Raw genomic sequence first — 26,553 nt, forward strand, 5'->3', positions numbered from 1 at the left:
GATATTCCCTAGGTAGGGTTCCTTAGGTTTCGTGTTGTGACTTGGCACGTCGTTGTTGCATGCGTCTTTCCCAGGAGCGGCGTACATGAATTTTCCAGAATAGGTGCAGTCCGAAATAGCTGGTGATGGCGAGGACGGCTCCGACGGTGACGCTGCCGAGGTAAAGCGGTAGCCAAAGTTCGTCGAGCGTGGTGATGATCCAATCCCAGCTCATTTCAAAATGCAGAGAAGCTTCGGCTTCGGTACCGAGTATCCAAGTGCCCACCAGATAATTGAAATAAAAGATAGGCGGCATGGTGAGCGGGTTACTGATCCAAACCAGGGCGACGCTCAAGGGAAGGTTGGCACGAATCAAAATGGCGGTGACCGCAGACGTGACCATTTGCGACGGAATCGGAATCGACATCCAAAACAGGCCGTTGGCAAAGGCTTTAGCGGTATTATGGCGATGAATATGCCATAAGTTCGGGTTTCCGAGCCATTTTGCCAAAAAGCCGAGCCCCTTCATGTTTTTAATTTTTTCAGGATTGGGTGCGTATTTTTTAAATATCTTCTTCGGCATATGTTTCGTTACTTTGTACTGGGTTTTATCTGTTGTGTCTATGCCTTTTATCAGCTAGGGACCTTTCCGAGTGGCTGGTCGCTTGTTTGGCTATCCGGAGGACTGGTGTTTGGTTGGATGGTTTTACGATTCGCACCGTTGAAACAATCGGTCAATCATGTCCTTATAGCGGTTTTTAGCCCTATTATTATAGGCGTTATTTTGGGCTGTATCTGGGTATTTTTACATTCTTTTTTGACAGATAGATTACCAAATTCCATTTATTTTAAACCCATGACCGTTGTGGGCAAAGTGGTTGATTTGCCACAGGTTCATTCGTTGGATGAAAATGGCCGCCCGCCTCGCGTCAAATTCTCATTTGTGCTCCAGCATATGACGAATCAGGATATCCAGTTTGACCAGGCCTGGTCCTTTTGGCAACCGACCGTTCAGTTGAGTTGGTATGACGCTGAGATGGTGCCCAAAAGCGGCGAGACCTGGCGATTTCAAATCAAGTTGAAACCGCGCCATGCCAGCCTCAACCCTGGCGCTTTCGATTACGAAACCTATCTGTTTCAAAAGGGCATACAAGGTTATGGCTATGTATTGGACAAGGGGACCCCGTCGGTTCGGCTTTCCGAGGCCGGTGTCTTGGGGTTGCGAAACGATCTGGCGAATCATTTACGGCATTTGTTCGGCGGCTCACCGTTTCAAGGCGTGTTTCAAGCTTTGATTGATGGCGATAAAAGTGATATTAGTGCCGATGATTGGCGTGTGATGCAGCAAACCGGCACGATTCACTTGATGGCCATTTCCGGCTTGCATGTCGCTATTGTGGCCGGCCTGGGGTTTATTTTGTTTGCCTGGGTCTGGCGGGTTGGTGTTCGTTGGATGAATGGGACCTGGTGGCAGCTCACGCCGAAAATTGTGTTCGCCAGTTGGGGCGGCATTCTAATGGCCACGGTTTATATGGCGATGGCCGGGTTTTCGATTCCGACACAGCGCGCCTGGCTGATGGTGGTGACGGTGCTGTTATTTGTGTTGATTCGTCGTAAGTTTCAACCCTGGTCGGCATTGGCGCTGGCGGCGTTTTTGATTGTGTTGTGGCACCCGCCGTCGGTGTTGAGCCAGGGGTTCTGGTTGTCGTTTATGGCAGTGGCGATTATTTTTGTTATTTTGCGCTGGCCAAGGGTTCAACGGGCACCGAACTGGCAAAAACTGCTGTGGATTCAACTGGGGTTGACGGTCGGTTTGGCACCGGCGTTGGCCGGATATTATCATCAGATTGCGTTGGGCAGCTTTTTAGCGAATTTGCTGGCGGTGCCGTTCGTGAGCTTGCTCGGACTGCCGTTGTTGTTTTTGACGGTGTTGGTCAGTTTTGTGTCAGACACTGCGGCGCATGCGTTAATGTGGCTGAACGACCAGCTTTGGAGCGCGCTTTGGTGGGCGTTGCAATATTTATCGGACGCCTTTGGTTTTTGGGTTGTGGGGCAACTTCAGGCCTGGCAGGTTGTGTTGTTGTACGGCGTTTTGTTTTGGACGGTCAGCGTCCGTACCGGCGGCGCTCGAAAATGGCTTGGAGGCTTGGTTTTGGTCGGGCTGACAGCGGTTTTTCTATGGCATCCGTTCAAACCGGTGTTGGCGCCCGGCGAGTTTCGGGTGACGGTTTTGGACGTCGGACAAGGGCAGGCGCTGGTGTTTGAAACGGAAACCGCCACCGTGGTGTACGATACCGGCGCACGCTGGAGTGACAAGATGGACGGCGCAAAACTGGCGTTGTTGCCTTATTTGAAGTCACAAAACCGTTCGACGGTGGATCTGTTGATTGTCAGCCATTCCGATTCGGACCATGCCGGGGGCGTGGCGTCTTTATTGCAAGATGTGGCCGTAAAAGAAGCGGTGTCGGGTCAGGCAAAGGTGTTGAATCATCGCCTGGAACAAAGGGTGTTCCAACCTTGCGGAAACGGCCAGGCCTGGTCGTTTTCCGATGTGCGTTTTGAGATTTTGTCACCGGCGGATTTTTTGCCCCAACCGACGAATGATAACGATGCGTCTTGTGTGTTGCGGGTGACCAATGGGGCGGGAACGGTCTTGGTGCCGGGCGACTTGACCGAGCGCATGGAAAAACCGCTGGTGGCCGCCTACGAAGACGAATTGCAGGCGGACTTGCTGGTGGCCGGGCACCACGGCAGCCGAACGTCGACATCCCAGGCCTGGTTAAAAGCGGTATCCCCGCAGGAGGCGGTGTTTTCCAGCGGTTTTGCCAATCGGTTTCATTTTCCAAGTGAAACGGTCTTGAACCGGTTGGAAAAGCTGGGGATTCCCTGGCGAAATACTGCCTGTCGCGGCGCGATTCAGTATAAAATAACCCTCGATTCCGAACGGTTTCACCCATCGCCTTTGCGTTTTGTAAACAGCGCACGGCAAGCCCACCCGCGTTGGTATGGCAATGAGTGCGAAGCCTTTGCCGAAACGCGCGATAAAGCCGGGCTGTAAAGGGGCTGTAGTCGATTAATGAGAAAAATAGTCAATGGATAGAAGAGAGAAAAGGTAAGAATGAGCTGGCCGGACTTCTGGATGAAATCTCCGACACAATCGTGGAAAACAGCGCTACTGTGGCCGTTAAGCAAGTTGACCTGTGGCGTGGCCGCCTATCGTTTGTCGCGATTTGTCCGAAAACCGCCGATTCGTCGTAGCCGCGCGCAGGTGATCGTGGTCGGCAATATTGTGGTCGGCGGCACCGGTAAAACGCCGTTTATTCAATGGCTGGGGCGTGAACTGAAAGCGCACGGCATCCGTTACGGCATCGTTAGTCGCGGTTATGGCGGTCAATCACGCCATTGGCCGCAGTGGGTCACTGAGCATTCCGATCCGGCGATGGTCGGGGACGAACCGGTGCTGTTGGCGCATTCATTGCAATGTCCGATTGCGGTGTCGCCGAATCGCCCGGAAGCGATTACGCTGCTGGAATCGAAACACGAGCTGGACGTCATCATCAGTGACGACGGCTTGCAGCATTTCGCCATGGCGCGTGACATTGAAATCGTGTTGATGGACGCGCAACGTTTATTGGGCAATGGATTGTGTTTGCCGGCGGGGCCGTTACGGGAGCCGAAAAAACGCTTGGGGCAAGTCGATTATGTGGTCTGGAATGGTGGCGATGCGGCCGAACTTCAGGCTGAAACCAGCACGGTGATGGAGTTGGTGCCGCATCAATTCCGTTTGGTGGCCAAACCGGAAATGACCTTGCCCTTGCAAGCCTTTAAGGGCGACCGGGTCAATGCGGTGGCGGGGATCGGCTCGCCGGAACGCTTTTTCAATACGCTGGCGGATTTGGGGATTCGAGCCGACACGCAGGGCTTTGATGACCACCACGCTTTCCAGCCGGATGATTTTGCATCTTTTGAAAGTTCAAAACCCTTGCTTATGACTGAGAAAGATGCGGTAAAATGTCGGGCATTCGCACAGGCGAACTGGTGGTATCTCGAATTGCGCCCTAAATGCCCGGATGATTTTACACACCGTTTATTTCAACGGCTGGGGCATTATGATTTTACGATTTGAACGATGCGACCATTCCTGCCGACTGTTCACGCTTAAAAGAGGCTAAGAAATTTTATGGATCCGAAATTACTCGACATACTGGTTTGCCCGGTGACCAAAACCCCTTTGCAGTTCGATAAGGACAAGCAGGCGTTGATTTCGACCGCCGCCAATCTGGCGTATCCGGTTCGCGACGGCATTCCCATTATGCTGGAAGAAGAAGCCCGCGAATTGACGCCGGAAGAAAAAGAACACTACATTAAACTGAAACGTTAATCCAAAGCCAATCGCTTTTTTATTGAGAGACTCGCCGCAACCTATGTCGTTTACTGTCATTATTCCCGCCCGTTTTGAATCTTCACGCTTGCCCGGAAAACCTTTGATGGAAATCAATGGTCATCCAATGATTGCCTGGACCTGGATGCAGGCTAAGAAATCCGGCGCCGAGCGCGTGGTGATCGCCACCGAGTGTGAACAGGTCAAGGCGACGTGTGAATCCTTTGGCGCGGAAGTGTGCTTGACGTCCGACCGGCATCAGTCCGGCACCGAGCGCATTGCCGAAGTGGTGACGCAGTTGGGCTTGTCGGAAAATGAGATTATCGTCAATGTTCAGGGGGATGAGCCGATGTTGCCGCCAGCGTTGATTCATCAAGTGGCGGCCGGGTTGGAAAGCCATCCGCATACCTTGATGGCCACGCTTTGTGAGCCGATCGAAGAGGTGGAAACTGTGTTTGACCCGCACGCGGTAAAGGTGATTCGCGATTGTCAGAATTTTGCGCTGAATTTCACGCGTGCGCCCATGCCTTGGTCACGCGATACCTTTGGCGCCGAGCCGAAAACCTTGCCTGCCAACTGGGCTTATAAACGTCATATCGGTTTGTATGCCTATCGTGCCGGGTTTGTAAAACGGTATGTGGAATGGCCGGAATGTGCTTTGGAGCAGGTGGAAAAACTGGAGCAGCTTCGAGTGCTTTGGCACGGCGAACGCATTCTGGTCTTGGATGCGGAATGCGATGCCGGTGTCGGGGTGGATACCGAAGCGGACTTGGTGCGCGTGCGAGCCAAAATGGCTTCGATGGTTTTCGGAGCTTAAGGCGCATGGGGAAGTTACTGAATATTCTCACCTTATTGGGCGTGATTTACTTTATCTATTGGATGATTAAACGCCATCTTCGACGCCGAAAACTGGCGGCGCAGGGCATTGAAATCAAGGACGAAGGCATGCGTCCCATCACGCTGCTCAGTATTGTCATGGTGGTGATGTACGCCGCTTATATGTTGTATTTCTTTTTCGGTCAAATGTCAGCCAATTCTTAAAGAAGTTCAAGCTGATTCAATCAGAGGTTCTTTAACACAGAGGTTCCTTAACACTGATTTTTAGTTTGACCCTTTCAATCCATAGGCGACTCGCGCCTTGTCCAATGTTTGGCATAATGCCGGTAAGGCGTTGATAAAACGCGCCGTCGGGCGTTGTAGCCAATCGCTGACCATCGGGTAAATTTGATGCTTCTCAACCGCCGCCAGGCCTGGTACTTTTTGCCAGGCCTGCTGCCAGAGGGTTTGTTTTTCTGGATAGCCACCCAGCAGAATCACTTGCGGATCGGCTTTTAAAATACTTTCCAAACTGACTTCGCCCGACAGGGCCGGCAGGTCGCCAAAGACATTTTGGCCTTGGCAAAGTGCAATGCCTTGACTGATAAACTGTTTGCGATTGATGGTGATATAAGGCTTGGCCCAAATTTGGTAGAAGACGCGAATTTTCGCTGCATTTTGATAACGAGATTTGAGTTTGGCGAGTGTCTGTTCCAATGCTTGTGCAGCGGGCATTGCTTGAGACTCGGTTCCGGCGCGTTGTCCTATGGCGCGGATTTGGCGGGGAATGTCGGCCAGGCGATGGGTGTCGGTTGTCCAGACGTTCAGGCCCAGTTGTTTCAGTTTGTCTAAATCTTTCTCGCGGTTGCCGGATTGCCAAGCCAGAATCAGGTCCGGTTTGAGGGCGACGATTTTTTCGATGTTAAAGTGCGCGAAATTCCCGACCGAGGGCAGTGTTTTGGCGGCGTCAGGGTAATCGGAATAGTCGATGACGCCGACCAGCTTGTCACCGGCTCCGGCGGTGTAAACTTGTTCCGTCAAATGCGGCGCCAAGGAGATAATGCGTCGCGCGCTGTTCTCCGCTGAAATGGGCCAGGCCTGGCCATAAATCAGAAGGCCGAACAGCAGGTGAATCCAGCTCGTGTGGCGCGAAAGCATCAGTAGTCGACGCCTTTTTGGGCTTTGATGCCGGCGGTATAGGCGTGTTTTTCATCGCGAATCTCGGACACGGTGTCGGCGATGTCTCGCAGTTCCGCCAGGGCGGAACGGCCGGTAACCACTAAATGTTGATTTTCCGGGCGTGCGAGCAGTGCATCCAATACGAGATCTTTATCAAGGTAGTCGTAGCTGAGCAAGTAGGTGAGTTCGTCCAACACCACCAAATCATAACGGGCGTCGGTGAGCATACGTGTCGCCACTTGCCAGCCTTTTTGAGAGGTTTGAATATCCTGTTTACGGTTTTGAGTGTCCCAGGTGAATCCGTCGCCCAGCACATGCCATTCACAGTTAGGGTGGGCGCTGAAAAAAGCTTCTTCTCCTGTGTCGGTGCGGCTTTTGAGGAATTGGCAAACGCCGACCTTTAAGCCATGGCCGAGCGCACGGGAGACCATGCCGAAGGCGGAAGTGGATTTGCCTTTGCCGTTTCCGGTGATGACGAGCAATACGCCTTTTTCATCCTGTGCGCGGGCGATGGAGGCGTCAATTTGAGCTTTTTTACGCTCCATGCGGGTTTTGTGATATTGGTTCTGTTTATCGGATATGGCGTCGTTTGTCATGCTGTCGATCCTAAAATGCTGTCGATTTTTTCAATGTCCAAATGCTGTTCCAGAGTATCGGCCAAGCGGTTCAGTTGGGTTTCCCTGTGCTGGTCCAGGTGGAAGGCGTCGGCGTCGCGCAATCCTGCCCATTCTAACAGGCTTTTTTGGCCTTCGGGGTGGTCGAATAAGCCGTGGCAATAGGTGGTGAGGATTTGGTTGTCTTTGGACAGGGCTCCGTCCCGTAGACCGTATGCCCAGTTGAGGGCCGGCGCATAACCGCTGAAATCGGTTTCGCCCTGATGAATTTCATAACCGGAAATCGGGGCGTTCGAACCGAAGTTCAAATGGCCGGAGTGGCGCTTCAACTGTTTACGGGGTTTTAAGGTGGTTTCGTACTGGAAGCAGCCAAAGCCGAAGAGTTGGGCTTGAGACGATTCCAGTTGGTCCGGGTCGTGGATTTTATAGCCCAGCATTTGCAACCCGCCGCAAATACCGATGACTTTGCCGCCATAGCGAAGGTGGCGTTTCAGAGCGCTTTCCCAGCCTTGCTGTTTGAGCCAGGCCAGGTCAAATGCCACGCTTTTGCTGCCGGGTAGAATCATCAGGTCGGCAGGGGGAATGGGAGCATTGTGCTTGACCCACTGAAAGTCGATGACCGGGTGCCATTGCAATGGGTCCATATCGGTATGATTGGAAATGTGCGGCAACAGTGGGCAGATAATTTTGAACTTGCGTTGGGTCGAATCTTGAAAATCACCAGGCCTGGCGGATTGGGTATCGGCGGCATCGGCCACTGCGATGGCGTCTTCGGCATCGAGCTTCAAGTCGTGCAGATAAGGTAGGACGCCAAGCACCGGTTTTCGGGTGCGTTTTTCGAGCCAGTCGAGCCCGTCTTGTAATAGGGTGATGTCACCGCGGAAGCGGTTGATGACAAAACCTTGAATGCGTTTCCTTTCAGAAGGTGTCAGACACGCCAGTGTCCCGACGATGTGGGCGAAAACACCGCCTTTGTCGATGTCGGCGACGAGAATGACCGGGCAATCCACCTGTTCGGCAAATCCCATATTGGCGATGTCGCCTTGCCGAAGATTGATTTCGGCCGGGCTGCCGGCGCCTTCGACAAACAGAGTGTCGTATTGGTCGGACAACTTTTGAAAGGAATCCCAAACCGCGTTGGCGGCTCGGGGTTTGTAACGATGATAGTCTTGCGCGTTGAGCTGGCCGATGGCTTGGCCTTGCAGAATGACTTGAGCGCCGGTATCGCTGTTGGGTTTCAGCAATATCGGGTTCATGTGTACTGATAAAGGCGCTCCGGCCGCTTGGGCTTGCAGTGCTTGGGCCCGGCCAACTTCGCCGCCGTCTTCCGTGACGGCACTGTTCAAAGCCATGTTTTGTGGTTTGAACGGGGCGATGTGATGGCCGCGTCGGGCGTAGAGGCGGCATAATCCGGCGACCAGCGTGCTTTTGCCGGCATCGGAGGTGCAACCTTGAACCATCAAGCAACGCGCGTTCATCGGTTAGAAAGTCCCTCGTAAACCGAACGACACTTGTGTGCCGCCATTGCCATAGACATAGGCGGGTGTGGTGCCGTCACTTTCGTAGCTGGCGACGGCACTGGTGTAGTCGTCGTTGAACAGGTTCAAGACTTTTCCGTACAGGGTGAAATGGGTGTTGAGAGCGTAGTCGGCGGTGAGGTCGGTGACGAAATATTCGCCGATTTGAGCGCCTTGTTTATCCACTTTGTCGTACATGGTGCCGATATAACGGGTTTCCCAGCCGAGGTGTAACCCGGCCAAACTGTAGTTGTCGATTTGCAATGACGCTTGTTGTTCCGGACGGTGGCTGAGCCATTGGTCGTCGTCGTTTTTGGCGCTCTGGTAGGTGTAACCGAGCTTTAAATCGGTGTGAATGGCGGTGATATCAGTTTGGTAGGAGGCTTCCACGCCGCTGAATTTCGATTTTCCGGACAGGTTCTCGTAGTAATCATTCGGCCAGGTACCGCCGTAGTTGATGAGATTTTTGGTTTCGGTTTGGTAATAGGTCACTTCCAATCCGTAAGCGCCTAAGGTGATGTCGTAGGCTTCGGTTTCTTCCGGTTGCAAGTCGTGGGTCGCACCGTAGGTCACTTGATAAAGCGTTGGGGCATTATAGGCCGTTCCGACGTTGGCGCTGGCATAAATGTCCGGCGTAAAGTAGTTTTTCAGTCCGACCTTCCCGGTGACTTTGTTGTCGAATTTGCTGAATTCGTCGTAACGCAAGGCTTCGGTAATGATCAGGCGGTTGCCGTTGAATTGATTGGTGTTGTTCAGGGCTACGCCGGTATTGTAATAACGACTGGTGTCGCCGGAGGAGGAGTTGGTGCCTTCGAATTCCTTGGAGGTCAGGCTGGCCGCTAAGCGTTGATTGGCGGCGTATTCGTAATGGCCCTTGGCACCGTACTCGGTGAGCTTACCGTCATTATACTGGTCGATTTCGTTTTCCAGCCAGTAGACCGATGCGTTGAGGGCGTTTTGCTCGTATCGGTAGCTCAGTTTTTTGATGGTATTGCTGTAGTCGCTTTCATAAAAGGGGCCGCTCGCATCGGGATTGGTGCTGCTGTCGTATTGGCTGGAAGAGCTGGTGTTTTTCAAAAAGGCTTCCAGGCGATGGCCCTTGACCGGTTTAAGACCGATTTTCATGGAAACGTCGGTTTGTTGGAAAGCATCGTCTTCCAAACCGTCGTTGGAATGATGGTAGGGGCGTACCGCGGAGAAGCCATCGGTGGAAAGATCTGAAAGCGTGAAGAGGAAATCGGCTTTGTCGCTGGAAGCGCCCAAGACTGTGTTTAAACGTTGGGTATTGTAAGTGCCGCCTTCCAGGCTGAATTGCGCTACGTTTTGCGCTTTACGGGTGACGATATTGATGACGCCGGCCGAGGCATTGGCGCCCCATACACCGGATTGCGGACCTTTGATGATTTCAATGCGTTCCACATCGCCCAACAGCAAGGAGGAAATAATGGCCCCGCCGGTGCCCATTGGATTGGTCATTTCAATGCCGTCCACCATGATCAAGGTGGCATTGTTACTTTGACCGCGCATGAAAATGGAGGTGGCAGTGCCATAACCGCCATTGCTTTTCACTGTGACGCCTGGAACGGTTTTCAAGGCCTGGGCCAGGGTTTTATATTGTTTTTCTTCGATTTCCTGCCGGGTGATGACGTCGTAATTGGCCGTGACCGAATGGGTACTTTGGTCGGTGTTGTTGGCGGACACGATGATTTTATCGAGCGATTGAGTTTCGGCGGCCTGTAGTTGGCCAGCGCATAGCACGGAAGCTAGGCCAATGGAAATTGGACTGAGTTTGCATGTTAGTTTAGGGGTCATGGAAAGTTCCTTCGTTTGGATGCTAAGAAGTCTCTTGAATGGCGACTTCTAATAACGAAGGCAAAACGGTTTACGGCGGCCGCATCAGACGGATTGCCGTAAAAACAGATAACGGGTCGTTGCTAAAGGAGCATTGCGAACGAAGCCTTGAAATACCTGCCGTATTGCCCACCGCAATCGGTTTGGTGACATCTTTGTCGTTTACTGTCAGGCCGGTATCCGGGCTGAAGAGCAATTCGCAGACGCCTTCTCAAAGCAGTGCTTCAATGGCATGGGGTCTGGTTTTCTCTATCACCGTTGCGGGGGCAGCACTGGATTAAAAGTCCACTTAAACGTGATCTTCGCACCAGTTTCCCGTTTAACGCGTCGCCATCCATGCGAATGGCCGCGCACCTGAGTGGCAAATATTAAAAGGTTTGATGTGGTTTATCAATTAAATTTAATTCAAGCCAGTATGAATGAAATTCAACGTTAGATGAACAGACTTTGTTCTTGCGGGGTTTGTGCAAAGTAGGTGGCGGCACCGGCAAACTCTAAACCGTCAATGAGGTCTTCCGGGCGGTAGCCGAGCAATTCCATACTCATCTGGCAGACGGTGAACTTAACGCCAAGTTCTTGGCAGAGGGCGCGCATTTCATCGAAAGGCAGCTGGCCGTGTTTTTGTATGGTTTTGTGAAACATCCAGGTAGCGGTGGTTGTCATACCGGGCAGAGACCAGACGATGTCCGGTAGAAAACGCCAGTCAACGGTTTGCAGCCAGTTGGGGCCGATGGGGCTTTTCAACGGCATGCCGGGATTGCCGACAGGAGAAACCTTGAGGCGGGAAGTGTCTTTCAACAGGCAATTGATGCCGTAAAAGGTGAAGAAAATTTCCACGTTTTTGCCCATGGCCACCGCGCTGCTGGCGAGAATCATCGGTGGGTAAGACCAATCCAGAGAGCCTTTGGATTGAATGATGCTGAAGCTCGCCGTGTCAGGCATGGTGTTAGTGTCGGTCATGGGAACATCCTTGTGTTGTCTCAAAAACGACCAGGCCTGGCCGTTGTAGGAACTTCTGCCAGGCCTGGTCGTTTTTGTCAATCAGTCGGTTTTTGCTCGTCGGATGGCGCTAGCATTTTTTGGGTCAAACGATAAGACAACCATAAGGCAGGCAGTACGATGACGAGGGTGAATAAGGCCGACATCAAGCTTTCCTGCGGTGTGGAGTCTTGAATGTGAGTGACAATGCCGACCACGATGGCAATGAGTATGGCGTTGCGTAAGGCGCGTTTGAAAGGCGGTTGGCGCGACGGTTCGAAACGGCTTTTCGCCGGTACGGTTTCCTGTGGCTTGGCATCGTTTGACATAAGCACTCCCAATTAGGATTTCAATAAATCTTGCAGACAGGCCAAATAGGCGTCTTCATCTGGCATGCCTTGGTTTTGTTGCGCCTGCCAGAGAGATTCTCCTAGGCAGTCCATCATGGCGTGTTCGGTTTTATGGATGTCGCCAAGTCGTTCGCCGAGCTGTTGATAAACGGCTTGGATACCGGCTGGGCGGTCCAAGGCCACTTGTTCTTGTAAGGCTAAGTGCATGCCCATGTGTAAAAATGGGTTGGTTTCGCCCATTTCCGGCAGGTAATCGCTGCCAAGGTGTTTTTCGTTGTTGAGCATGGCATGGTATTCCGGGTGCATTTCAATCACCCGCGCCACACGGGTTTCCATGGCATCCATGGATTCGTTTTGGGTCGCCTTACGCCAGGTATCGGCGTAAAATTGGCGCATTTTGTCGCGTTCAGTGGTATAAAACATGGTCAAAAAAGTTTGATTTCAATGGAGCATAGTGTACCGAAAACAACTTTTGTTCGGAACGGTTTTTGGCTTTTTTAGAAGACTTAACGGAACGCCGCCTGACCTGGCGCGCGATGTGGGCGCGGCTTCATACTCTTTGCACATTTATGTAACAATCGAAACCTATACTGATGATTCGAAATAATCGCGTAAAATACGGCATTTAATCCTTCTAGAGAGCTTTGCACGGATGAAGCGCGAGCTAAAAATGAGATAAAATTTGTCTAATCAAGACGGAGAACGCAGCGAATAGCAAGCTATTCGCAATTTTTTCAACGAAGAGAAGGCGGATTTTAGCCATTTTTAGCCGTGAAATCATTTCGTGCAAGGCTCTCTTCTAACATCATTCGGAGAGAGAAATAGATGAGCATGAAAAATTCGGCGGATGCCTATGGTTTAGTGACCCGAGCCAACCATTGGATCAGTGGACTGTTATTTATTGGCTTGATTGCTTTGGGGATTTACATGGCCGGACTGCCGAAATCGCCGGGTAAATTTGAACTCTACGACATTCATAAATCGCTTGGCGTCATTTTGCTTGGTTTGGTTGTGATCCGTTTGGTTTGGTTGAAGGTGTCGCCGAACCCGGCTGTGATTGCCTCAAAACGTTCCGAAGAGGTGTTGGCGCATATTGTCCGTGGTTTTCTGTACCTCGGTTTGATTTTAATGCCGTTGTCCGGCTGGGTTATGTCCAATGCCGGCGGGCATGAGGTAGAAGTCTTCGGTTGGTTCGTTATGCCGCAAATCGTACCGGAAAATGAAACCATTGGCGGCGTTGCCAAAGGCGTGCATGCGATTGCCGGTCAGTTTATTCTGCCAGCCGCGATTGTGTTGCACATTGCCGGTGCCTGGAAGCATCACTTCGTGTATAAAGACGCGACTTTAACGCGCATGTTGGGACGTAAAGCGCCGCAAGAATAAGTGCGGTCTAACATGTTTCCGATGAAGATTTCCCTAAGAGTTAAATTAATTTTGGTGCTGTTGAGCTTCGGGTTTCTGATGCTCGGGGCCATGGTGTGGAGCAATCAATATTTGTTGCACGACACCATGGTGAAATACGTTGATAAACGCGATCAGCTGCGTTTGGAGCGTTTGAAAAACAACATTGAAGTCTATATGGATGAAAAGGGCATCTTTGATACCGAAGATATTGGTTTGGATGTTTGGCAACGCTTGTTGACCGCTTCGCATCGAGTGGACTTGACGCATACCTATATTCCGATGGATATTTTGTTGGAACGGCAGTACCCGACCTTGCTAAAGCTGCATCCGGACGAATTCGAAAGCCGGGTCAGTTTGATGAGCAAAGACGGCAAGTTGATTGTCGGGCCGCCGCCGACGGCAAACGGAATGGTGGAGTGTATTCGGGTGGATCGCGAGGAGGCGGGGCATCTGGGGTATAACCACCGTAAAGAGCTGACCGATAAATCCGACATTGAGTTTGCGCAAAGCCAGTCGTTTATTTTTACTTGGGGAGCCGTTTTGGTCACGCTGTTGGCGTTGCTGTTCTTATTGCCGTTCGCCAATCATTTCTTAATGCCGATTCGTAAAGTCACACGCGGAATGCGCCGTTTATCTCAAGGGCATTTCTCGACACGTCTGAAGCAAAACCGTTCCGACGAACTGGGGCAACTTCAGCAGGACTTCAACCACTTGGCCGCCACGCTGGAGCAAAGCAAGCAAAGTCGCAATCAATGGATTGCGGATATTTCTCATGAGTTACGCACGCCTTTAACGGTGTTACAAGGCAGTTTAGAGGCGATTAAAGACGGTATTCGACCGGCGACGGAACGTAATATCCAGCAAATCTATGAAGAAGTGATGCTGTTGAATCGCTTGGTGGACGATCTTTATCAGGTGACGTTGAATGATGTTGGCGGGTTGCATTATAAAATGAACCGGGTGTCGTTTAAGGAAGTCCTGTCGCGTTCGTTGGAAACCGTTGAAGGGCCGATTCGGGAAAAAGGTTTAACGCTTAGCTTGACCCTACCTACTGAACCTTGTGAAATGAATGGGGATGAAGCGCGATTGCAGCAGATGATTACCAATCTGTTGTTAAACAGCCTTGCTTATACCGACGCAATACAAGCGGATCACGGTGAAAAACCGGGTGAGATTGATGTGGTTTTGACGTGCGGCTCGAAACACCTGCAATTGGAAATTTCGGATTCGGCCCCGAGTGTCGACCCGGATGATTTAGTCCATTTGTTTGAACGCCTGTTTCGGACTGAAGGCTCACGAAGTCGTCGACACGGTGGGGCCGGCCTTGGTTTGGCGATCGTTCAGCAGATCGTTCAGGCGCATCAAGGCGAGGTTTCGGCCACCCAGTCCGAACGGGGCGGGATACGGGTAACGGTACGTTTACCGATTTAAAAAAGGAAACAGCATGACAGCACAAACGGTTCTTGTGGTCGAAGATGAAATTAAAATTGCCAATATTGTACGAGAGTATCTCGAAGACAGCGGCTTTAAGGTGCATGTTATCGACAATGGTTTGGAGGTCGTAGACTGGGTGAAGCAACATACGGTGGACTTGGTGCTGCTGGATGTGATGTTGCCGGGTAAGGACGGTTTGCAAATCTGTAAGGATGTGCGCGCGTTTAGTCAGGTGCCGATCATTATGCTGACCGCGAAAGTGGAGGAAATCGATCGCATCTTGGGGTTGGAACTCGGGGCGGATGATTATGTGTGCAAGCCTTTCAGTCCACGAGAACTTTTGGCTCGGGTCAAAGCCTTGTTGCGTCGCAGCACCCTTCAAAGTGAGCACTTGAGTGATGATGGCTGGCACATGGACGAAGAGCGCTATCAAGTGCGCTATCAAGGCCAAACGGTCGGGTTGTCGCTGGTTGAGTTCGCGATTTTGAAATTATTGAGCGACTCCCCAGGGCGTATTTATTCCCGTACGCAATTAATCAGTAGCATCTATCCGGATAATCGCGTGGTGTCCGATCGCACGGTGGATAGCCATATTAAAAAACTCCGCCATAAACTGGCCGAGGAATTGACCGATAAGGAGTTGATTCACTCGGTGTACGGTGTGGGCTATAAGTTCGAAATGTTGACGTGATTTCCAGCCTAAAAAATGGGCTAAGGATTACTACGAAAAGAAAAGAGTAAATTTTTTTTAAAAAACCTTGTTTTTTTATTTTCGATGTCTTAATATTTCACCATCTTAATTTGATAAAGCTAAATTCGTCGCGAGGCGAAGACAGAAAGCCACGGATCTCTCGGAGATGGCCGGGTTGCCTTATTCAGACCGTTAAGGTCATTGCTTTTAGATAAGCGCTTAAGTCTTCCTGTTGTATCTCTTTCGATTTTCCGTATTTATTTCTGATGCTTCATTCTTGTTAAGGAACCCTTGGTTCAATTCGGTTTTTGGTGTCGCCATTTTTCGTTCCGGATTGATGTTTCGAAGATGGATTCGATCAAGTAAGTTCTAACGAGTGTGTATCAAATTTTTACCTTGTTCAGAGTGCAACTGAATTTCCCCTTTCCCATTTCTGACGTGGGAATACCACACTGGGGGAAATTATTTTGAGGGCTTTTTTAAGCCCTTTTTTTTTATCTTTCGAAACTTCTTTTCAAGACGATTTCCACCCGAGCGAAAAATGAATACCTTTAGGAATCAAGACGCTAATCGGGTATAATCCGTCGCAAATTCGACCCGCTGAAATGCAAAAACATACCAGGCCTGGCCGATTCGGCTATTGCACGAGGTTTGCATTGACCGCGTTTGAGATTCCAAACACTCAAAAACAACTCAACTGGCAAGAAGAAACTATGTCCCTGCAACTTGAAACCAACAAACGACGCACTTTTGCGATTATCTCCCACCCGGATGCGGGTAAAACCACGGTGACGGAAAAACTGTTGCTTTACGGGGGCGCAATTCAGATGGCCGGTGCGGTCAAAAGCCGTAAAACCGACCGTGCTGCGACGTCTGACTGGATGAAGATGGAGCAGGAAAGAGGGATTTCCGTTGCGTCCTCGGTGATGCAGTTCCCGTATCGTGATGTCATGATCAACCTGTTGGACACGCCGGGGCATGAAGATTTCTCCGAAGATACCTATCGTACCTTGACCGCTGTGGATTCCGCCTTGATGGTGATTGACGTGGCCAAAGGGGTTGAGGATCGGACCATTAAATTGATGGAAGTGTGTCGTTTGCGAGATACCCCGATTTTGACCTTTATCAACAAGTTGGACCGAGAGGGCAAGGAGCCGATTGAATTGCTTGATGAGGTGGAAGAGGTCCTGAAAATCGAGTGTGCGCCGATGACCTGGCCGATTGGTATGGGCAAGCGTTTTAAAGGGATTTACCATCTGCATAACGATACGGTGCGTTTATTCGAATCGGCCGATGGTTTGAATGCCTCGGAAGGGGAGTTGATTCATGGCTTGGACAACGCGGAGTTGGACGATAGGCTGGGCGATCAAGCCGAAGAGCTGCGCGAAGAAATTGAGTTGGTGCGTGGCGCCAGTCATGAATTCGATTTGCAACGCTTCCTGAAAGGGGAGCTGACCCCGGTGTTCTTCGGTTCCGCGGTGAATAACTTCGGGCTTCAGGAGTTGTTGGACGGCTTTGCCGACTACGCTCCGGCACCGGTCGGTCGTGCTACGGATGAACGTTATGTGGAATCCGACGAACCGCAATTGACGGGTTTCGTCTTTAAGATTCAAGCCAATATGGACCCGAAACACCGTGACCGTGTGGCGTTTATGCGCATCGTGTCCGGGCGCTATGGAAAAGGCATGACGTTGAAACATGTCCGTATTGGCAAGGATGTCAAAATCGCCAAGGCGATTACCTTCCTGGCCAATAAACGCGATCAGGCTGAAGTCGCTTATCCGGGCGATATTATCGGGTTGCACAACCACGGTACCATCAAAATCGGTGATACCTTCACGCAAGGCGAAGCGCTTAAGTTCACCGGGATTCCGAATTTTGCACCGGAACTCTTCCGTCGTGCCCAGTTAAAAGACCCGATGAAAATGAAAGCGCTTCAAAAAGGGTTGACGCAGCTTTCCGAAGAGGGGGCGACACAATTGTTCCGCCCGATTGCCAATAACGATCTGATTCTTGGGGCGGTCGGGGTACTGCAGTTTGAGGTGGTGGCTCAGCGCTTAAAAGACGAATACAATGTCGCTTGCCTGTTTGAAGCGGTGAATGTCAGTACGGCACGCTGGGTGTTGGGCGATAAAGCCGAGATCGATAAGTTCCTTGATAAGGTCAAAGACAACGTCGCTTATGATGCGGCGGATCAGCTGGTGTATATTGCGCCAACCCGTGTGAACTTGACCTTAATGGAAGAGCGTTGGCCGAATTTGCAATTCGTTGCGACGCGTGAACACTGACGCGACGCAACCTGCCGCAATGCCTGTCTTGAAAGGCATTGCGTATTTTCCCTTTCTTTAATCATTTTTTTCTTTTCGATAAAAGGCTGCTTTTTCAATAAAATGACCAGGCCTGGTTATTTTTATTTGAAATCCAATTCGTAACCAATTGATTCATTAGAAAAAATTTGACTCTTAATAAAAATATGGTATGGTTTGTGTAGTTAATTTTACGAAATTGTGTCAGTTTACGCCTGAATTAACCCAATAAAAGATGGCCAAACCTGTTGTGAGGCAGGGACGGAAAGCCACGGATCTTGTCGCTGAGGACAAGACCGCCGGGTTGCGAAGAAAGTTTAGAATAGCAACGATAAGCTCATACTTTCGGCCCAAAAAGACAAACTTACTTATTGGATGGAACCGGTCAGAGAAGGATGTTGAGAGCATGATGAAGCTTAAAAGAAGAGAGTATATTTTCCGAAATCCTAAGAAATCGCATTTCAAAATGATTACGTTCGTCGTTTTGTTGATGATTTTGGTTTCTTCGTATTTGTATTCCATCGATTCTTCGATGATGGTGGATATGCTTTAAGGAACCTCTGATTGAATCGGTTTGAACTTCTGCGGGACTTAGGGCCTACTTATTTTAGGCGTGACTCGCCGACATTAGCATTCTAAGGTCAAGAGTCACAACAACGAAGAAGTGGGCTCTAAGTCCCGCCCGTAGGGGCTTAGCCAAATTTTCCAGCTCCGCGTTGTGAAGTTTTGTAAGGTCTAGACATTACTTCAACTTCACGCCTTGATCTGGAAAATTTGGCGTTGCCAGAAGTCTAACCGATTCAATCAGAGGTTCCTTAAGCGGCGAGGACAATTGTCGCCAGCCCAAGAAAGACAAAGAACCCCAGAGAGTCTGTGACGGTGGTTAGCATCAAGCCGGTCGCCAGTGCGGGGTCTATTTTCAGTTTGTTCAACAGCAATGGAATCACTGCGCCGGCCAAGGCGGCGGCCGTCAGGTTTATCAGCATTGCCGCACCGAAAATTGCGCCCAAAAAACCGTTCTGAAACCATAACCAAGCGCCGATTCCGGTGAGTACACACCAAAGTAACCCATTTAGCAGTCCTACCAATGTTTCCTTAGCAATCAGTTTTTGACTGTTCTTCACCCCAAGTTTGCCGGTGGCTAAGGCGCGTATCACGATGGTGGCGGTTTGAGTGCCGGCCACGCCGCCCATGCTGGCCACCATCGGCATCAAAACGGCCAACGCCACAATTTCCGAAATGCTGGCCTCAAATAGGCTGATGACTGTAGCTGCTAAACTGGCGGCAATCAAATTGATGCCTAACCAGAAAGAGCGACGTCTTGCTGAGCGAAGCGGTGGCGCGAATAAATCTTCTTCATCGTCCAGACCGGCGCTGGCCATTTGGGTGCGTTCGGCTTCTTCCCGGATAATATCGACCACGTCATCGATGGTGATCCGTCCGAGTATATGATTGCGTTCATCCACGACCGCGATGGAGATTAAATCGTTTTTCTCGAAGATACTGGCCACGTCTTTATCCGGTGTCAGCGCTTTGATGGCGAAGCGCTTTGAGTCGACCAGTTCGCTGACCAGCGTTTCAGCATCGTGCGTGAGAAGGTCGTTTAGTTTTAGCGCACCTTGATATTTCCCGTCACGGTCACGGACGATTAAATCCACCATGTCTTTGGGTAAGGAACCGATTTTACGCAACAGACGAATGACGACTTCGAGCGTTACGTCGGAACGCACGGCGATGAAGTCGGTACTCATCAGGCCACCGGCGGTGTTTTCCGGGTAGGAAAGTGCGGTTTGAACGGCCACACGTTCCTGTTCGGGAAGTTTTTCGAGTAAGCTGGCTTTATCGGTTTCCGGCAGGGTTTGGATGATGTCGGCAATATCGTCGGTTTCCAGTTCTTCGGTCAGTTCGACGATTTCATGTTCGTTGAGGAGCCCTAATAGGTTGGCTCGGACTTCATCGTTCGTATGGCCAAGGACTTCCCCTTGAATGTCGGACGGTAGTTGCTCCCAGAGGCTGTAACGTTCTTTAGGTGGTGTGGCTTCGAGGATTTCGGCAACTTCTTCCGGAACCAGGCCTTGCAATAATTCCTGAATGTATTGACTGTTTTGTTCGCTGACGGCTTGGTGAAGATGCTCGGTGAGTTGAAGTTTGTCTGTGTTGTGATGTATTTGCGACATAAAATCTTCTCGAAGCAGTGGGATAGGCTTATTTTAGCTGGATTCAGCGTTTTTAAAAGGTTAATTTTCGGGTTGGCGCTATTTTAGCGAGGATTCTGGAGGCTTAGATGACAAGGGGATGACAATCGGTAGGTGACAGGCAATAAAAAAGGGCTTGAAAAAGCCCTTTAAGCGAAAGAATCAATGAATCAAGCTTCTTCAGCCGTGGTCATGTTTTTGACCCCACCGGATTTTTGGTGGTGACTGCCGATTTTTTCTTTGTGCTTGATGATTTGACGATCCAGTTTATCGACCAATGCATCAATGGATGCATACATATCATCACATGTGTGCTCTGCGAATAGGTCTTTGCCAGAGGCATGAACCGTCGCTTCAGCTTTTTGCTGTTGTTTTTCTACCGTTAAAATAACATGCGAATTGGTAACATGGTCAAAATGACGAGTCAGTTTTTGCATTTTTTCAGAAACGTAATCACGAAGAGAATCGGTGATTTCGATATGGTGACCAGTAATGTTGATTTGCATGATATCGCTCCTTAATCGTTGTTTTTTCTGCGATGTTTGGTTGAGGTTCTATTGTGTGCTATAAACCCGTTCTTTTCGAGTTTAGTATAGCATAGAGTCAAGAATCGGTTGGGGCCTTTTGATGAAAATCCCGTCTGTTAACAGAGAGGTTATTTGAAATTTTCACCCAGATAAACGCGCTTAACATCGGGGTTGGAGAGGATGTCGTGGGGTGCGCCTTGTGCGAGAATGGTGCCGGCATGTAGGATGTAAGCTTTGTCACAGACACCAAGCGTTTCGCGTACATTATGGTCGGTGATTAGGACACCAATGCCTTTCATTTTGAGGTGCAAAATAATGCCTTGAATATCCTTGACGGAAATCGGGTCAACACCGGCAAAGGGTTCGTCCAGCAAAATAAAATTCGGCTCCATGGCTAAGGCTCGAGCGATTTCAACCCGGCGGCGTTCACCGCCGGAAAGCGCTTGACCGGGTTGGGTGGTAATGTGCCCAATCTGCAGGTCGTCAACGAGGACTTCGTATTTTTGTTGTTTTTCATCGTGACTCAATTCCGGGCGCATTTCCAGGATGGCGAGAATGTTCTGCTCGACAGTGAGCTTTCGGAAAACCGACGCTTCTTGCGGTAGGTAGCCAATGCCGAGTTTGGCACGTTCATCAATGGACAGTTGGCTGATTTCCCGATCATCGAGATAAATGTCTCCGGCATCGTTTTTCACCAGGCCTGTCATCATGTAAAACGTGGTGGTTTTTCCGGCCCCGTTCGGGCCGAGAAGTCCAACCACTTGGCCGCTTTCAACGTCCAGGTCTACCGATGAGACGACGTTACGTCGCTTGTAACTTTTGGCCAGGTTGCGTGCATAGAAGTGGGCCATCAGGGAGCATCCTTTTGGGTGTCTTCTTCCGGTTGGAAAATCACTTTGACGCGTTTTTTTTCTTTACGGTTGCCGTAAGCCGATAGGGTTTTTTGGGTCAGGTCATAATAGATTTTTGGCCCGGAGATGCTGTTTTTGTCTTCCTGGTTGACGTAGGCGTCGCCCTCCAGGAGAACGGTTTTCTTTTCGGTGTCATAAGTGATTTTATCGGCGTGGCCGTTCACCCAATTCTGCTCTTCCGGCAGGAAGCGTTTAAAGGTGGCCGGTTCACCAATAACGATGGCTTTGGATAGTTTGCGTTCCGGGTGATGCAGTGTGACTTTGTCGCCTTTTATAACGGTGGTGCCTTGGGTGATGATGACATGGCCCGTATAAACGCTTTCGCCTTTTTGCTCTTGAGACACCAGCTTGTCCGCCGTCACTTCAACCGGTTTGTTCGCGTCGTCATTCGCTGCTTGCGTGTCGGCTCCGATGGCGCTGGTTGTCGTCAGCGAGAGTAAAGCGGTCAAAAGGTAGGAAAACAATATCGGCGTTTTTTGCATAATTCGAGTAATCCGGTTCAATGCGATTTTTCGGTACCGTTTGTTTGCGACGGTTCCGGTTGATAATAGGTTTTAACGTGAGATAGAAATCGGTAATCTCCTGTCTCGGTATTGGCTTCGAACCCGATGCCGCTGATGGTGGCGTTTGGCTGAATAATTTCTGTATACACCGGGCTGCTCAATAAGCCGGTGAGGGTATTATATGTAATTTGTTCGGTTTTCAGAATTCTATTTTCACCTTGAGCGGTTTTGGCAAATGAGTGGATAACAACGGTTTGTTTGAGGGTGATGGTATCATCGTTGCGGGTGGAGCCGAATCGACTTTGTAGCACGTATTGCTGTTCTGCGTCATCCTTGATGATGTAAGGGGCTTTGAAGGTGCTGGTTTTGTTCTGGTTTTGGTAAAACACTTCTTCGGCGTAAACGCGGGTTTGAGCGTCGGAGGGCTTTAGTTTGGAGACTTGCCAGCTGGTGGTGCCAAAGGTCTGCCAGCTATGATTCAGTTGTATCGGGTCGACTTGCGGGCCTAACGTATGACTCGTCTGAGTAGTTTGTTTGAATGCAATGACCAGTGTGGTGATGGCGGAGAGAAAAATCAGGACAGAAGGGAGTTTTTTCAGCATGTCGGATTCAGTTCACCGTTATCAGTCATTCGGGCGACGGTTTTGGCCATCGCTGGAGGTGTCTTGAATTCTATCAGAGTTTTTCGCGTAAATAAAAGTCCATGTGTGCCTGCCACAGGTCTTGGGATTTTAAAATTAATTCGCAGACATCGCGCACGCAGCCTTGTCCACCGTTAAATGGCGAGACGTAATCTACGCGTGGAGTGACTTCCTTGTCGGCATCCGCTGGACAGACAGATAAGCCGACACGGGTGAGAATGGGGAGGTCGAGAATGTCGTCGCCAACATAAGCAATTTCGGAAAAATCGAGGCCAAGCTCGCCCACCAGTTTCAGGAACGTCGGTAGTTTGTCCGGCACGCCTTGGTAAAGGTGTTTAATCTTGAGGTCCTGCATGCGTTTAGTGGTTAATGGAGATTTGCGCCCGGTGATGATACCGATGTCGATACCGCTTTTTTGCAGCATGACCATGCCGTGGCCATCGCGCGTGAAGAAGGCCTTGTATTCCAGACCATCATCGCCGTAAATCAGTTTGTTGTCAGACAGGACACCGTCCACATCCAAAATCAGTAACTTGATGACGTCGGCTTTTTGCATCAACTCTGGGGCATACGACATAATAATATTCCTCAATCTTCCTTGAAATTTAACCGTTAATCGTTCGTACGTACAAGAACACCATATAGGCAATGAAGCTCATTAACAGTATAAACCCTTCGACTTTGGTAATGACCGCTTTTCCTTTTCGTGGCAGAGCCACCAGAAGCATCGCCAGCGTCAAGGCGAGCATGATTGGGTAATCCAGTAATAGCGTGGTGTTTTCGATGACGGACGGCGCCAGTAACGCCGGCATGGACATGACAGCCAGCAGGTTGAAGAGGTTCGAGCCGAGAATGTTACCGATCATCAAATCGGCTTCACCTTTACGTGCCGCGGTAATGGCGGCCGCCAGTTCTGGCAGGCTGGTACCGATGGCAACGATGGTCAGGCCGATAATCATTTCCGGAACCTTGAAGAACATCGCCACTTCCACGGCACCCCAGACCATCATTTTGGCACTAATCATTAAAACGACCAGGCCTGCTAATAGATAAAACCAGGATTTGCCGGTGCTGAGTTTGGGCATGTCTTCCAGTTCTTCGAGGGTTTCCTGGGCTAAGGGGTCCGAAGGTGAAACATTTTTATTGGCGCGAATCATCCAGGTCATGACAATCAACAGCAAGGTTAAAAGAATGAAGCCATCGGTGATGTCCAGGTCTTTATCCAGCATAAGCAGAATGCCGATTAAGGAAATGGCCAGCAACATGGGGAATTCGCGTTTGAGCAAGGAGGATTTGATGACAATCGGCGACACCATGGCCGTAACCCCTAAGACCAAGCCGATATTGGCAATATTGGAGCCCACCACATTACCGATTGCCAGACTGGGGCTGTTGTCTACGGAGGCGAGAATGGCGACGAGAATTTCCGGGGCGGAGGTCCCAAACCCAAGCACCACCACGCCGATAATCAGCGGTGATATATTCATGTGTACCGCGGTACTTGCAGCGCCATCAATAAAAATATCCGAGCTCCAAACGAGGAGGACCAATCCAATCAGAAGGACAATCGATGGTAAAATAAGGCTGCTTATCATGAGGTGTCTTTTTTATTTTCGTTTTTGTCAAACAATGTAAAGTCGCCATTATATGTTTTTTTATAATCAAAATAAATAAAGTTTATGGAGTGTGCGGTGGAGAATTTGATGGTTGGCGCTTTCGGTTGGAACCAGGCCGGCTGGTTGGAAAGCTTTTATCCGGAAGACATGCCGGAAGATTGGCGATTGGATTATTATAGCCAGTTTTTTAAAGCGGTGCTAGTGCCGGAAACCGAATGGCAAAGTTGGACGAATGACGACATGGATGACCTTGTCGAAGCACTGGAAGACGAAACGTTTTATTTTGTGTTTGATGTTGTTGAAGCCATGGACGATGAGATTCAGGCGCGTTTAATGTCGTTAAAAGCGCGTTTGGCTACGCAGGCTTATGGTCTTTTATGTCATGACAATGTTCAAGTGCCAGATGCTTTGGATAAGGTTTATTGCGTGACTTATGTTACTGAAAGTGAGACTTTGCCTGAACAGGCATTGGGTTGGTCTTGGCAATACGGTGGCATGAAATTATGGGGCGAACCTTTGGGGTACGTGTCAACCTTGATCGACGATGGTAAACAGCAGGCGGAAATGCTGAAACATTTTATGCAGTCTCTGCCGGAAGGTCGAGAAGGTGCCTTGTTTTTGGTTGGTGCGCCGAAACAAGACATGGCACCTTTGAAAAACTTGAAAGTGGTGGGTGAACTGTTGGGGTATTAAAGGGCACTTCGATTAACCCCGAATAAAATTCTGCGGGACTTAAAGGTCACTTATTCTAGGCGCGACTCGCCGGTCTTAGTCATTCTATGGCCAAGAGTCGTAACAACGAAGAAGTGGTCTTTAAGTCCCGCCCGAAGGGGCTTAGCCAAGTTCGCCAGTTCTGTGTTGTGAACGTTTGCAAGGTCTAGACATTCCTTCACGTTCACGCCTTGATCTGACAAACTTGGCGTTGCCAGAATTCATTGGGGGTTAATCGAGGTGCCCTAAAGTGTACCTGTGTTGGAAAAGAGCGTTATTGTCTTTGGGTTTAAACGAAAGTTTGTTAATATCTGCTTTCTCATTTTTCATTTGCGAGCACAGAGTCGGTTTATGGCCACAGAAACCCTGATTGAAATCCAGAATGTTACTTTTTCCCGAGGGGAGCGGAAGATTTTTGAAAATTTTTCGTTGAACATTCCGGTCGGAAAGGTGACGGCGATTATGGGGCCCAGTGGTACCGGTAAAACCACCTTGTTGAAGTTGATCGCCGGGCAGCTTAAACCCGAAAAGGGAACGATTTTGGTGAACGGTCAAAATGTGCATAAGTTACGACGCAACAAGCTCTATGAATTGCGTCGTACCATGGGCATGTTATTCCAGAGTGGTGCTTTATTGACCGACCTGAGCGTGTTCGATAACGTGGCATTTCCAATCCGTGAACACACCAAATTGCCGGAAGAAATCATTCGGCCATTGGTGTTGATGAAGTTGCAGGCGGTCGGTTTGCGTGGGGCTCAAGACCTGATGGCATCTGAATTGTCGGGCGGTATGTCTCGTCGTGTGGCCTTGGCGAGAGCCATTGCCCTGGATCCGGATATGATTTTCTACGATGAACCCTTTGTCGGCCAAGACCCAATTACAATGGGGGTTTTGATTGAGCTGATTCGCAAATTGAACGACAGTTTGGGTGTGACCAGTGTCGCGGTGTCGCACGATGTGAACGAAGTCCTGTCGATCGCCGACTTTGCCTGTGTGATTTCCGAAGGTCGTGTTGTGGCAGAGGGCACGCCGGAAGCGCTTTTAGCGTCGGACTCGGATTATGTTCAGCAGTTTTTGCAAGGCTTGCCGGATGGGCCGGTGCCGTTTGATTATCCGGCCAAACCTTATTTGCAGGATTTGACATGAACGCGGTGTTTGATTTTTTAGCGTCCACGGGACAAAGCTTTATTCGAATCTTCAGTGCGTTTGGGCGCGGTTTTTTCTTTTTGTGGTCGCTGTTGCCCGCCATTCCGTCTGCGTTTGTACGTTTGGATTTGTTAGTCAAACAAATGTATTTTTCCGGCGTTCTATCATTGCCGATTATCCTGACGGCCGGGTTGTTCGTGGGCATGGTGCTGAGCCTGCAGGGCTATAATGTCCTAGTCGATTTTAACTCGGAAGAAGCGGTTGGTACTATGACGGCTTTGTCACTGCTGCGTGAGTTGGGGCCGGTGGTGGCGGCTTTGTTGTTTGCCGGGCGTGCCGGGTCTGCTTTGACTGCCGAGATTGGCTTGATGCGCTCCACGGAACAGTTGTCCGCACTGGAAATGATGGCGGTGGACCCGTTGAAATATGTGTTCGCACCTCGCTTTACCGCTGCGCTGTTGGTATTGCCCATGTTGTCTTTGATGTTTATCGCCATGGGGATTCTGGGTGGTTACATGGTTGGGGTCGGTTGGCTTGGCGTCGATGAAGGGGCTTTTTGGACGCAAATGAATCAGCAGGTTGATTGGCGAGAGGACGTTGTTAACGGCATTATTAAATCCATTGCGTTTGCCGTTTTGGTCGCGGTGGTGGCGTTGTTTCAGGGCTATGATGCGCTGCCGACATCGGAAGGTGTCAGCCGGGCCACGACGCGTACAGTGGTGCATTCGTCCCTTGGTGTATTAGGGCTGGACTTTATTTTAACCGCGATGATGTTCAACTGAGCGGATTAACAAACATGAGAG

28 protein-coding genes and 3 riboswitches are annotated in these 26,553 nt (G+C 50.1%); of the genes, 13 read left to right on the forward strand and 15 right to left on the reverse strand.

All coding sequences use genetic code 11. From position 1 onward, the window contains the following. Nucleotides 1–22: 22 nt before the first annotated feature. On the reverse strand, nucleotides 23–490 hold the full coding sequence (locus tag AC0KH7_RS04845; protein WP_472371212.1) for a DUF2062 domain-containing protein: 468 nt from the start codon (nucleotides 488–490) through the stop codon (nucleotides 23–25). Between the two features lie 72 nt (nucleotides 491–562). On the opposite strand from AC0KH7_RS04845, the gene AC0KH7_RS04850 reads away from it, so the two are divergent. The 5 genes from AC0KH7_RS04850 (at nucleotide 563) to AC0KH7_RS04870 (ending at nucleotide 5,401) form a co-directional block, all read left to right on the forward strand. Continuing rightward, nucleotides 563–3,037, forward strand: a complete 2,475-nt coding sequence (locus tag AC0KH7_RS04850) for a DNA internalization-related competence protein ComEC/Rec2 (protein WP_472371214.1) — start codon at nucleotides 563–565, stop codon at nucleotides 3,035–3,037. An 81-nt stretch (nucleotides 3,038–3,118) separates the two neighbouring features. Next, entirely contained in the window at nucleotides 3,119–4,105 is a 987-nt protein-coding gene (gene lpxK / locus AC0KH7_RS04855) for a tetraacyldisaccharide 4'-kinase (RefSeq protein WP_472371216.1), read from the forward strand. A 54-nt stretch (nucleotides 4,106–4,159) separates the two neighbouring features. Beyond that, entirely contained in the window at nucleotides 4,160–4,360 is a 201-nt protein-coding gene (locus AC0KH7_RS04860; RefSeq protein WP_472371218.1) for a Trm112 family protein, read from the forward strand. A 43-nt stretch (nucleotides 4,361–4,403) separates the two neighbouring features. Next, nucleotides 4,404–5,177: a 3-deoxy-manno-octulosonate cytidylyltransferase gene (gene kdsB / locus AC0KH7_RS04865; RefSeq protein WP_472371220.1), complete on the forward strand. Its 774-nt coding sequence runs from the start codon at nucleotides 4,404–4,406 to the stop codon at nucleotides 5,175–5,177. Between the two features lie 5 nt (nucleotides 5,178–5,182). Further along, on the forward strand, nucleotides 5,183–5,401 hold the full coding sequence (locus tag AC0KH7_RS04870; RefSeq protein ID WP_472371222.1) for a hypothetical protein: 219 nt from the start codon (nucleotides 5,183–5,185) through the stop codon (nucleotides 5,399–5,401). Nucleotides 5,402–5,461: 60 nt separating this feature from the next. On the opposite strand, the gene AC0KH7_RS04875 is transcribed toward AC0KH7_RS04870, so the two are convergent. The 7 genes from AC0KH7_RS04875 to AC0KH7_RS04905 all read right to left on the reverse strand — a co-directional run bounded on the left by AC0KH7_RS04875 (nucleotide 5,462) and on the right by AC0KH7_RS04905 (nucleotide 12,088). Beyond that, nucleotides 5,462–6,334: a cobalamin-binding protein gene (locus tag AC0KH7_RS04875; protein ID WP_472371224.1), complete on the reverse strand. Its 873-nt coding sequence runs from the start codon at nucleotides 6,332–6,334 to the stop codon at nucleotides 5,462–5,464. After that, on the reverse strand, nucleotides 6,334–6,951 hold the full coding sequence (gene cobO, locus AC0KH7_RS04880; protein ID WP_472371226.1) for a cob(I)yrinic acid a,c-diamide adenosyltransferase: 618 nt from the start codon (nucleotides 6,949–6,951) through the stop codon (nucleotides 6,334–6,336). Before cobO ends, AC0KH7_RS04875 begins: the two co-directional genes overlap by 1 nt. After that, nucleotides 6,948–8,447, reverse strand: coding sequence for a cobyric acid synthase (locus AC0KH7_RS04885; protein ID WP_472371228.1), 1,500 nt, complete (start codon nucleotides 8,445–8,447; stop codon nucleotides 6,948–6,950). Before AC0KH7_RS04885 ends, cobO begins: the two co-directional genes overlap by 4 nt. Before the next feature lie 3 nt (nucleotides 8,448–8,450). After that, the gene (locus AC0KH7_RS04890; RefSeq protein WP_472371230.1) at nucleotides 8,451–10,298 is read right to left on the reverse strand and encodes a TonB-dependent receptor plug domain-containing protein; all 1,848 of its coding nucleotides are present in this window, start codon (nucleotides 10,296–10,298) and stop codon (nucleotides 8,451–8,453) included. 193 nt (nucleotides 10,299–10,491) lie between these two features. After that, a riboswitch (cobalamin riboswitch) is annotated at nucleotides 10,492–10,710 on the reverse strand. Nucleotides 10,711–10,769: 59 nt separating this feature from the next. Then, on the reverse strand, nucleotides 10,770–11,297 hold the full coding sequence (locus AC0KH7_RS04895) for a DsrE/DsrF/DrsH-like family protein (protein ID WP_472371232.1): 528 nt from the start codon (nucleotides 11,295–11,297) through the stop codon (nucleotides 10,770–10,772). 77 nt (nucleotides 11,298–11,374) lie between these two features. Then, on the reverse strand, nucleotides 11,375–11,644 hold the full coding sequence (locus AC0KH7_RS04900; RefSeq protein ID WP_472371234.1) for a hypothetical protein: 270 nt from the start codon (nucleotides 11,642–11,644) through the stop codon (nucleotides 11,375–11,377). A gap of 12 nt (nucleotides 11,645–11,656) precedes the next feature. Continuing rightward, a complete protein-coding gene (locus AC0KH7_RS04905) occupies nucleotides 11,657–12,088 on the reverse strand; it encodes a DUF1841 family protein (RefSeq protein WP_472371236.1) in 432 nt (143 codons plus the stop codon). Between the two features lie 402 nt (nucleotides 12,089–12,490). Here AC0KH7_RS04905 and AC0KH7_RS04910 point away from each other — a divergent pair, with 402 nt between their 5' ends. From AC0KH7_RS04910 to AC0KH7_RS04930, 5 genes are all read left to right on the forward strand, one after another. After that, nucleotides 12,491–13,048, forward strand: coding sequence for a cytochrome b (locus tag AC0KH7_RS04910; RefSeq protein WP_472371238.1), 558 nt, complete (start codon nucleotides 12,491–12,493; stop codon nucleotides 13,046–13,048). Nucleotides 13,049–13,060: 12 nt separating this feature from the next. Continuing rightward, a complete protein-coding gene (locus tag AC0KH7_RS04915) occupies nucleotides 13,061–14,500 on the forward strand; it encodes an ATP-binding protein (RefSeq protein WP_472371240.1) in 1,440 nt (479 codons plus the stop codon). Between the two features lie 13 nt (nucleotides 14,501–14,513). Then, entirely contained in the window at nucleotides 14,514–15,194 is a 681-nt protein-coding gene (locus tag AC0KH7_RS04920) for a response regulator (RefSeq protein ID WP_472371242.1), read from the forward strand. Nucleotides 15,195–15,302: 108 nt separating this feature from the next. Continuing rightward, a riboswitch (cyclic di-GMP riboswitch) is annotated at nucleotides 15,303–15,377 on the forward strand. A 530-nt stretch (nucleotides 15,378–15,907) separates the two neighbouring features. Next, nucleotides 15,908–17,482: a peptide chain release factor 3 gene (locus AC0KH7_RS04925; RefSeq protein ID WP_472371244.1), complete on the forward strand. Its 1,575-nt coding sequence runs from the start codon at nucleotides 15,908–15,910 to the stop codon at nucleotides 17,480–17,482. 246 nt (nucleotides 17,483–17,728) lie between these two features. Beyond that, a riboswitch (cyclic di-GMP riboswitch) is annotated at nucleotides 17,729–17,812 on the forward strand. A 94-nt stretch (nucleotides 17,813–17,906) separates the two neighbouring features. Further along, nucleotides 17,907–18,053: a hypothetical protein gene (locus AC0KH7_RS04930; protein ID WP_472371246.1), complete on the forward strand. Its 147-nt coding sequence runs from the start codon at nucleotides 17,907–17,909 to the stop codon at nucleotides 18,051–18,053. A 262-nt stretch (nucleotides 18,054–18,315) separates the two neighbouring features. Here the strand turns inward: AC0KH7_RS04930 and mgtE are convergent, their stop codons facing one another. From mgtE to AC0KH7_RS04965, 7 genes are all read right to left on the reverse strand, one after another. Further along, nucleotides 18,316–19,677, reverse strand: a complete 1,362-nt coding sequence (mgtE, locus tag AC0KH7_RS04935; RefSeq protein WP_472371248.1) for a magnesium transporter — start codon at nucleotides 19,675–19,677, stop codon at nucleotides 18,316–18,318. A 188-nt stretch (nucleotides 19,678–19,865) separates the two neighbouring features. Continuing rightward, nucleotides 19,866–20,201, reverse strand: coding sequence for a ribosome hibernation-promoting factor, HPF/YfiA family (gene hpf, locus AC0KH7_RS04940; protein WP_472357605.1), 336 nt, complete (start codon nucleotides 20,199–20,201; stop codon nucleotides 19,866–19,868). A gap of 149 nt (nucleotides 20,202–20,350) precedes the next feature. Further along, nucleotides 20,351–21,073 carry an LPS export ABC transporter ATP-binding protein gene (gene lptB / locus AC0KH7_RS04945; RefSeq protein ID WP_472371250.1) on the reverse strand — a complete coding sequence of 241 codons (723 nt, stop codon included), beginning with the start codon at nucleotides 21,071–21,073 and terminating at the stop codon, nucleotides 20,351–20,353. Beyond that, nucleotides 21,073–21,615: a lipopolysaccharide transport periplasmic protein LptA gene (gene lptA / locus AC0KH7_RS04950; protein ID WP_472371252.1), complete on the reverse strand. Its 543-nt coding sequence runs from the start codon at nucleotides 21,613–21,615 to the stop codon at nucleotides 21,073–21,075. The genes lptB and lptA overlap by 1 nt, the downstream gene beginning before the upstream one ends. A gap of 17 nt (nucleotides 21,616–21,632) precedes the next feature. After that, entirely contained in the window at nucleotides 21,633–22,238 is a 606-nt protein-coding gene (gene lptC, locus AC0KH7_RS04955) for an LPS export ABC transporter periplasmic protein LptC (protein WP_472371254.1), read from the reverse strand. 73 nt (nucleotides 22,239–22,311) lie between these two features. After that, the gene (locus AC0KH7_RS04960; protein ID WP_472371256.1) at nucleotides 22,312–22,854 is read right to left on the reverse strand and encodes a KdsC family phosphatase; all 543 of its coding nucleotides are present in this window, start codon (nucleotides 22,852–22,854) and stop codon (nucleotides 22,312–22,314) included. Nucleotides 22,855–22,882: 28 nt separating this feature from the next. Then, entirely contained in the window at nucleotides 22,883–23,872 is a 990-nt protein-coding gene (locus AC0KH7_RS04965) for a calcium/sodium antiporter (RefSeq protein ID WP_472371258.1), read from the reverse strand. Nucleotides 23,873–23,968: 96 nt separating this feature from the next. Between AC0KH7_RS04965 and AC0KH7_RS04970 the strand changes: the two genes are divergently transcribed. The 3 genes from AC0KH7_RS04970 (at nucleotide 23,969) to mlaE (ending at nucleotide 26,532) form a co-directional block, all read left to right on the forward strand. Continuing rightward, nucleotides 23,969–24,586, forward strand: a complete 618-nt coding sequence (locus AC0KH7_RS04970) for a hypothetical protein (RefSeq protein ID WP_472371260.1) — start codon at nucleotides 23,969–23,971, stop codon at nucleotides 24,584–24,586. Between the two features lie 369 nt (nucleotides 24,587–24,955). Then, nucleotides 24,956–25,750, forward strand: coding sequence for an ATP-binding cassette domain-containing protein (locus tag AC0KH7_RS04975; RefSeq protein ID WP_472371262.1), 795 nt, complete (start codon nucleotides 24,956–24,958; stop codon nucleotides 25,748–25,750). After that, nucleotides 25,747–26,532 carry a lipid asymmetry maintenance ABC transporter permease subunit MlaE gene (gene mlaE / locus AC0KH7_RS04980; RefSeq protein WP_472371264.1) on the forward strand — a complete coding sequence of 262 codons (786 nt, stop codon included), beginning with the start codon at nucleotides 25,747–25,749 and terminating at the stop codon, nucleotides 26,530–26,532. The genes AC0KH7_RS04975 and mlaE overlap by 4 nt, the downstream gene beginning before the upstream one ends. The last annotated feature ends 21 nt before the right edge of the window (nucleotides 26,533–26,553 follow it).

Source organism: Hydrogenovibrio sp. (assembly GCF_965140365.1).
Classification (GTDB): Bacteria; Pseudomonadota; Gammaproteobacteria; order Thiomicrospirales; family Thiomicrospiraceae; genus Hydrogenovibrio.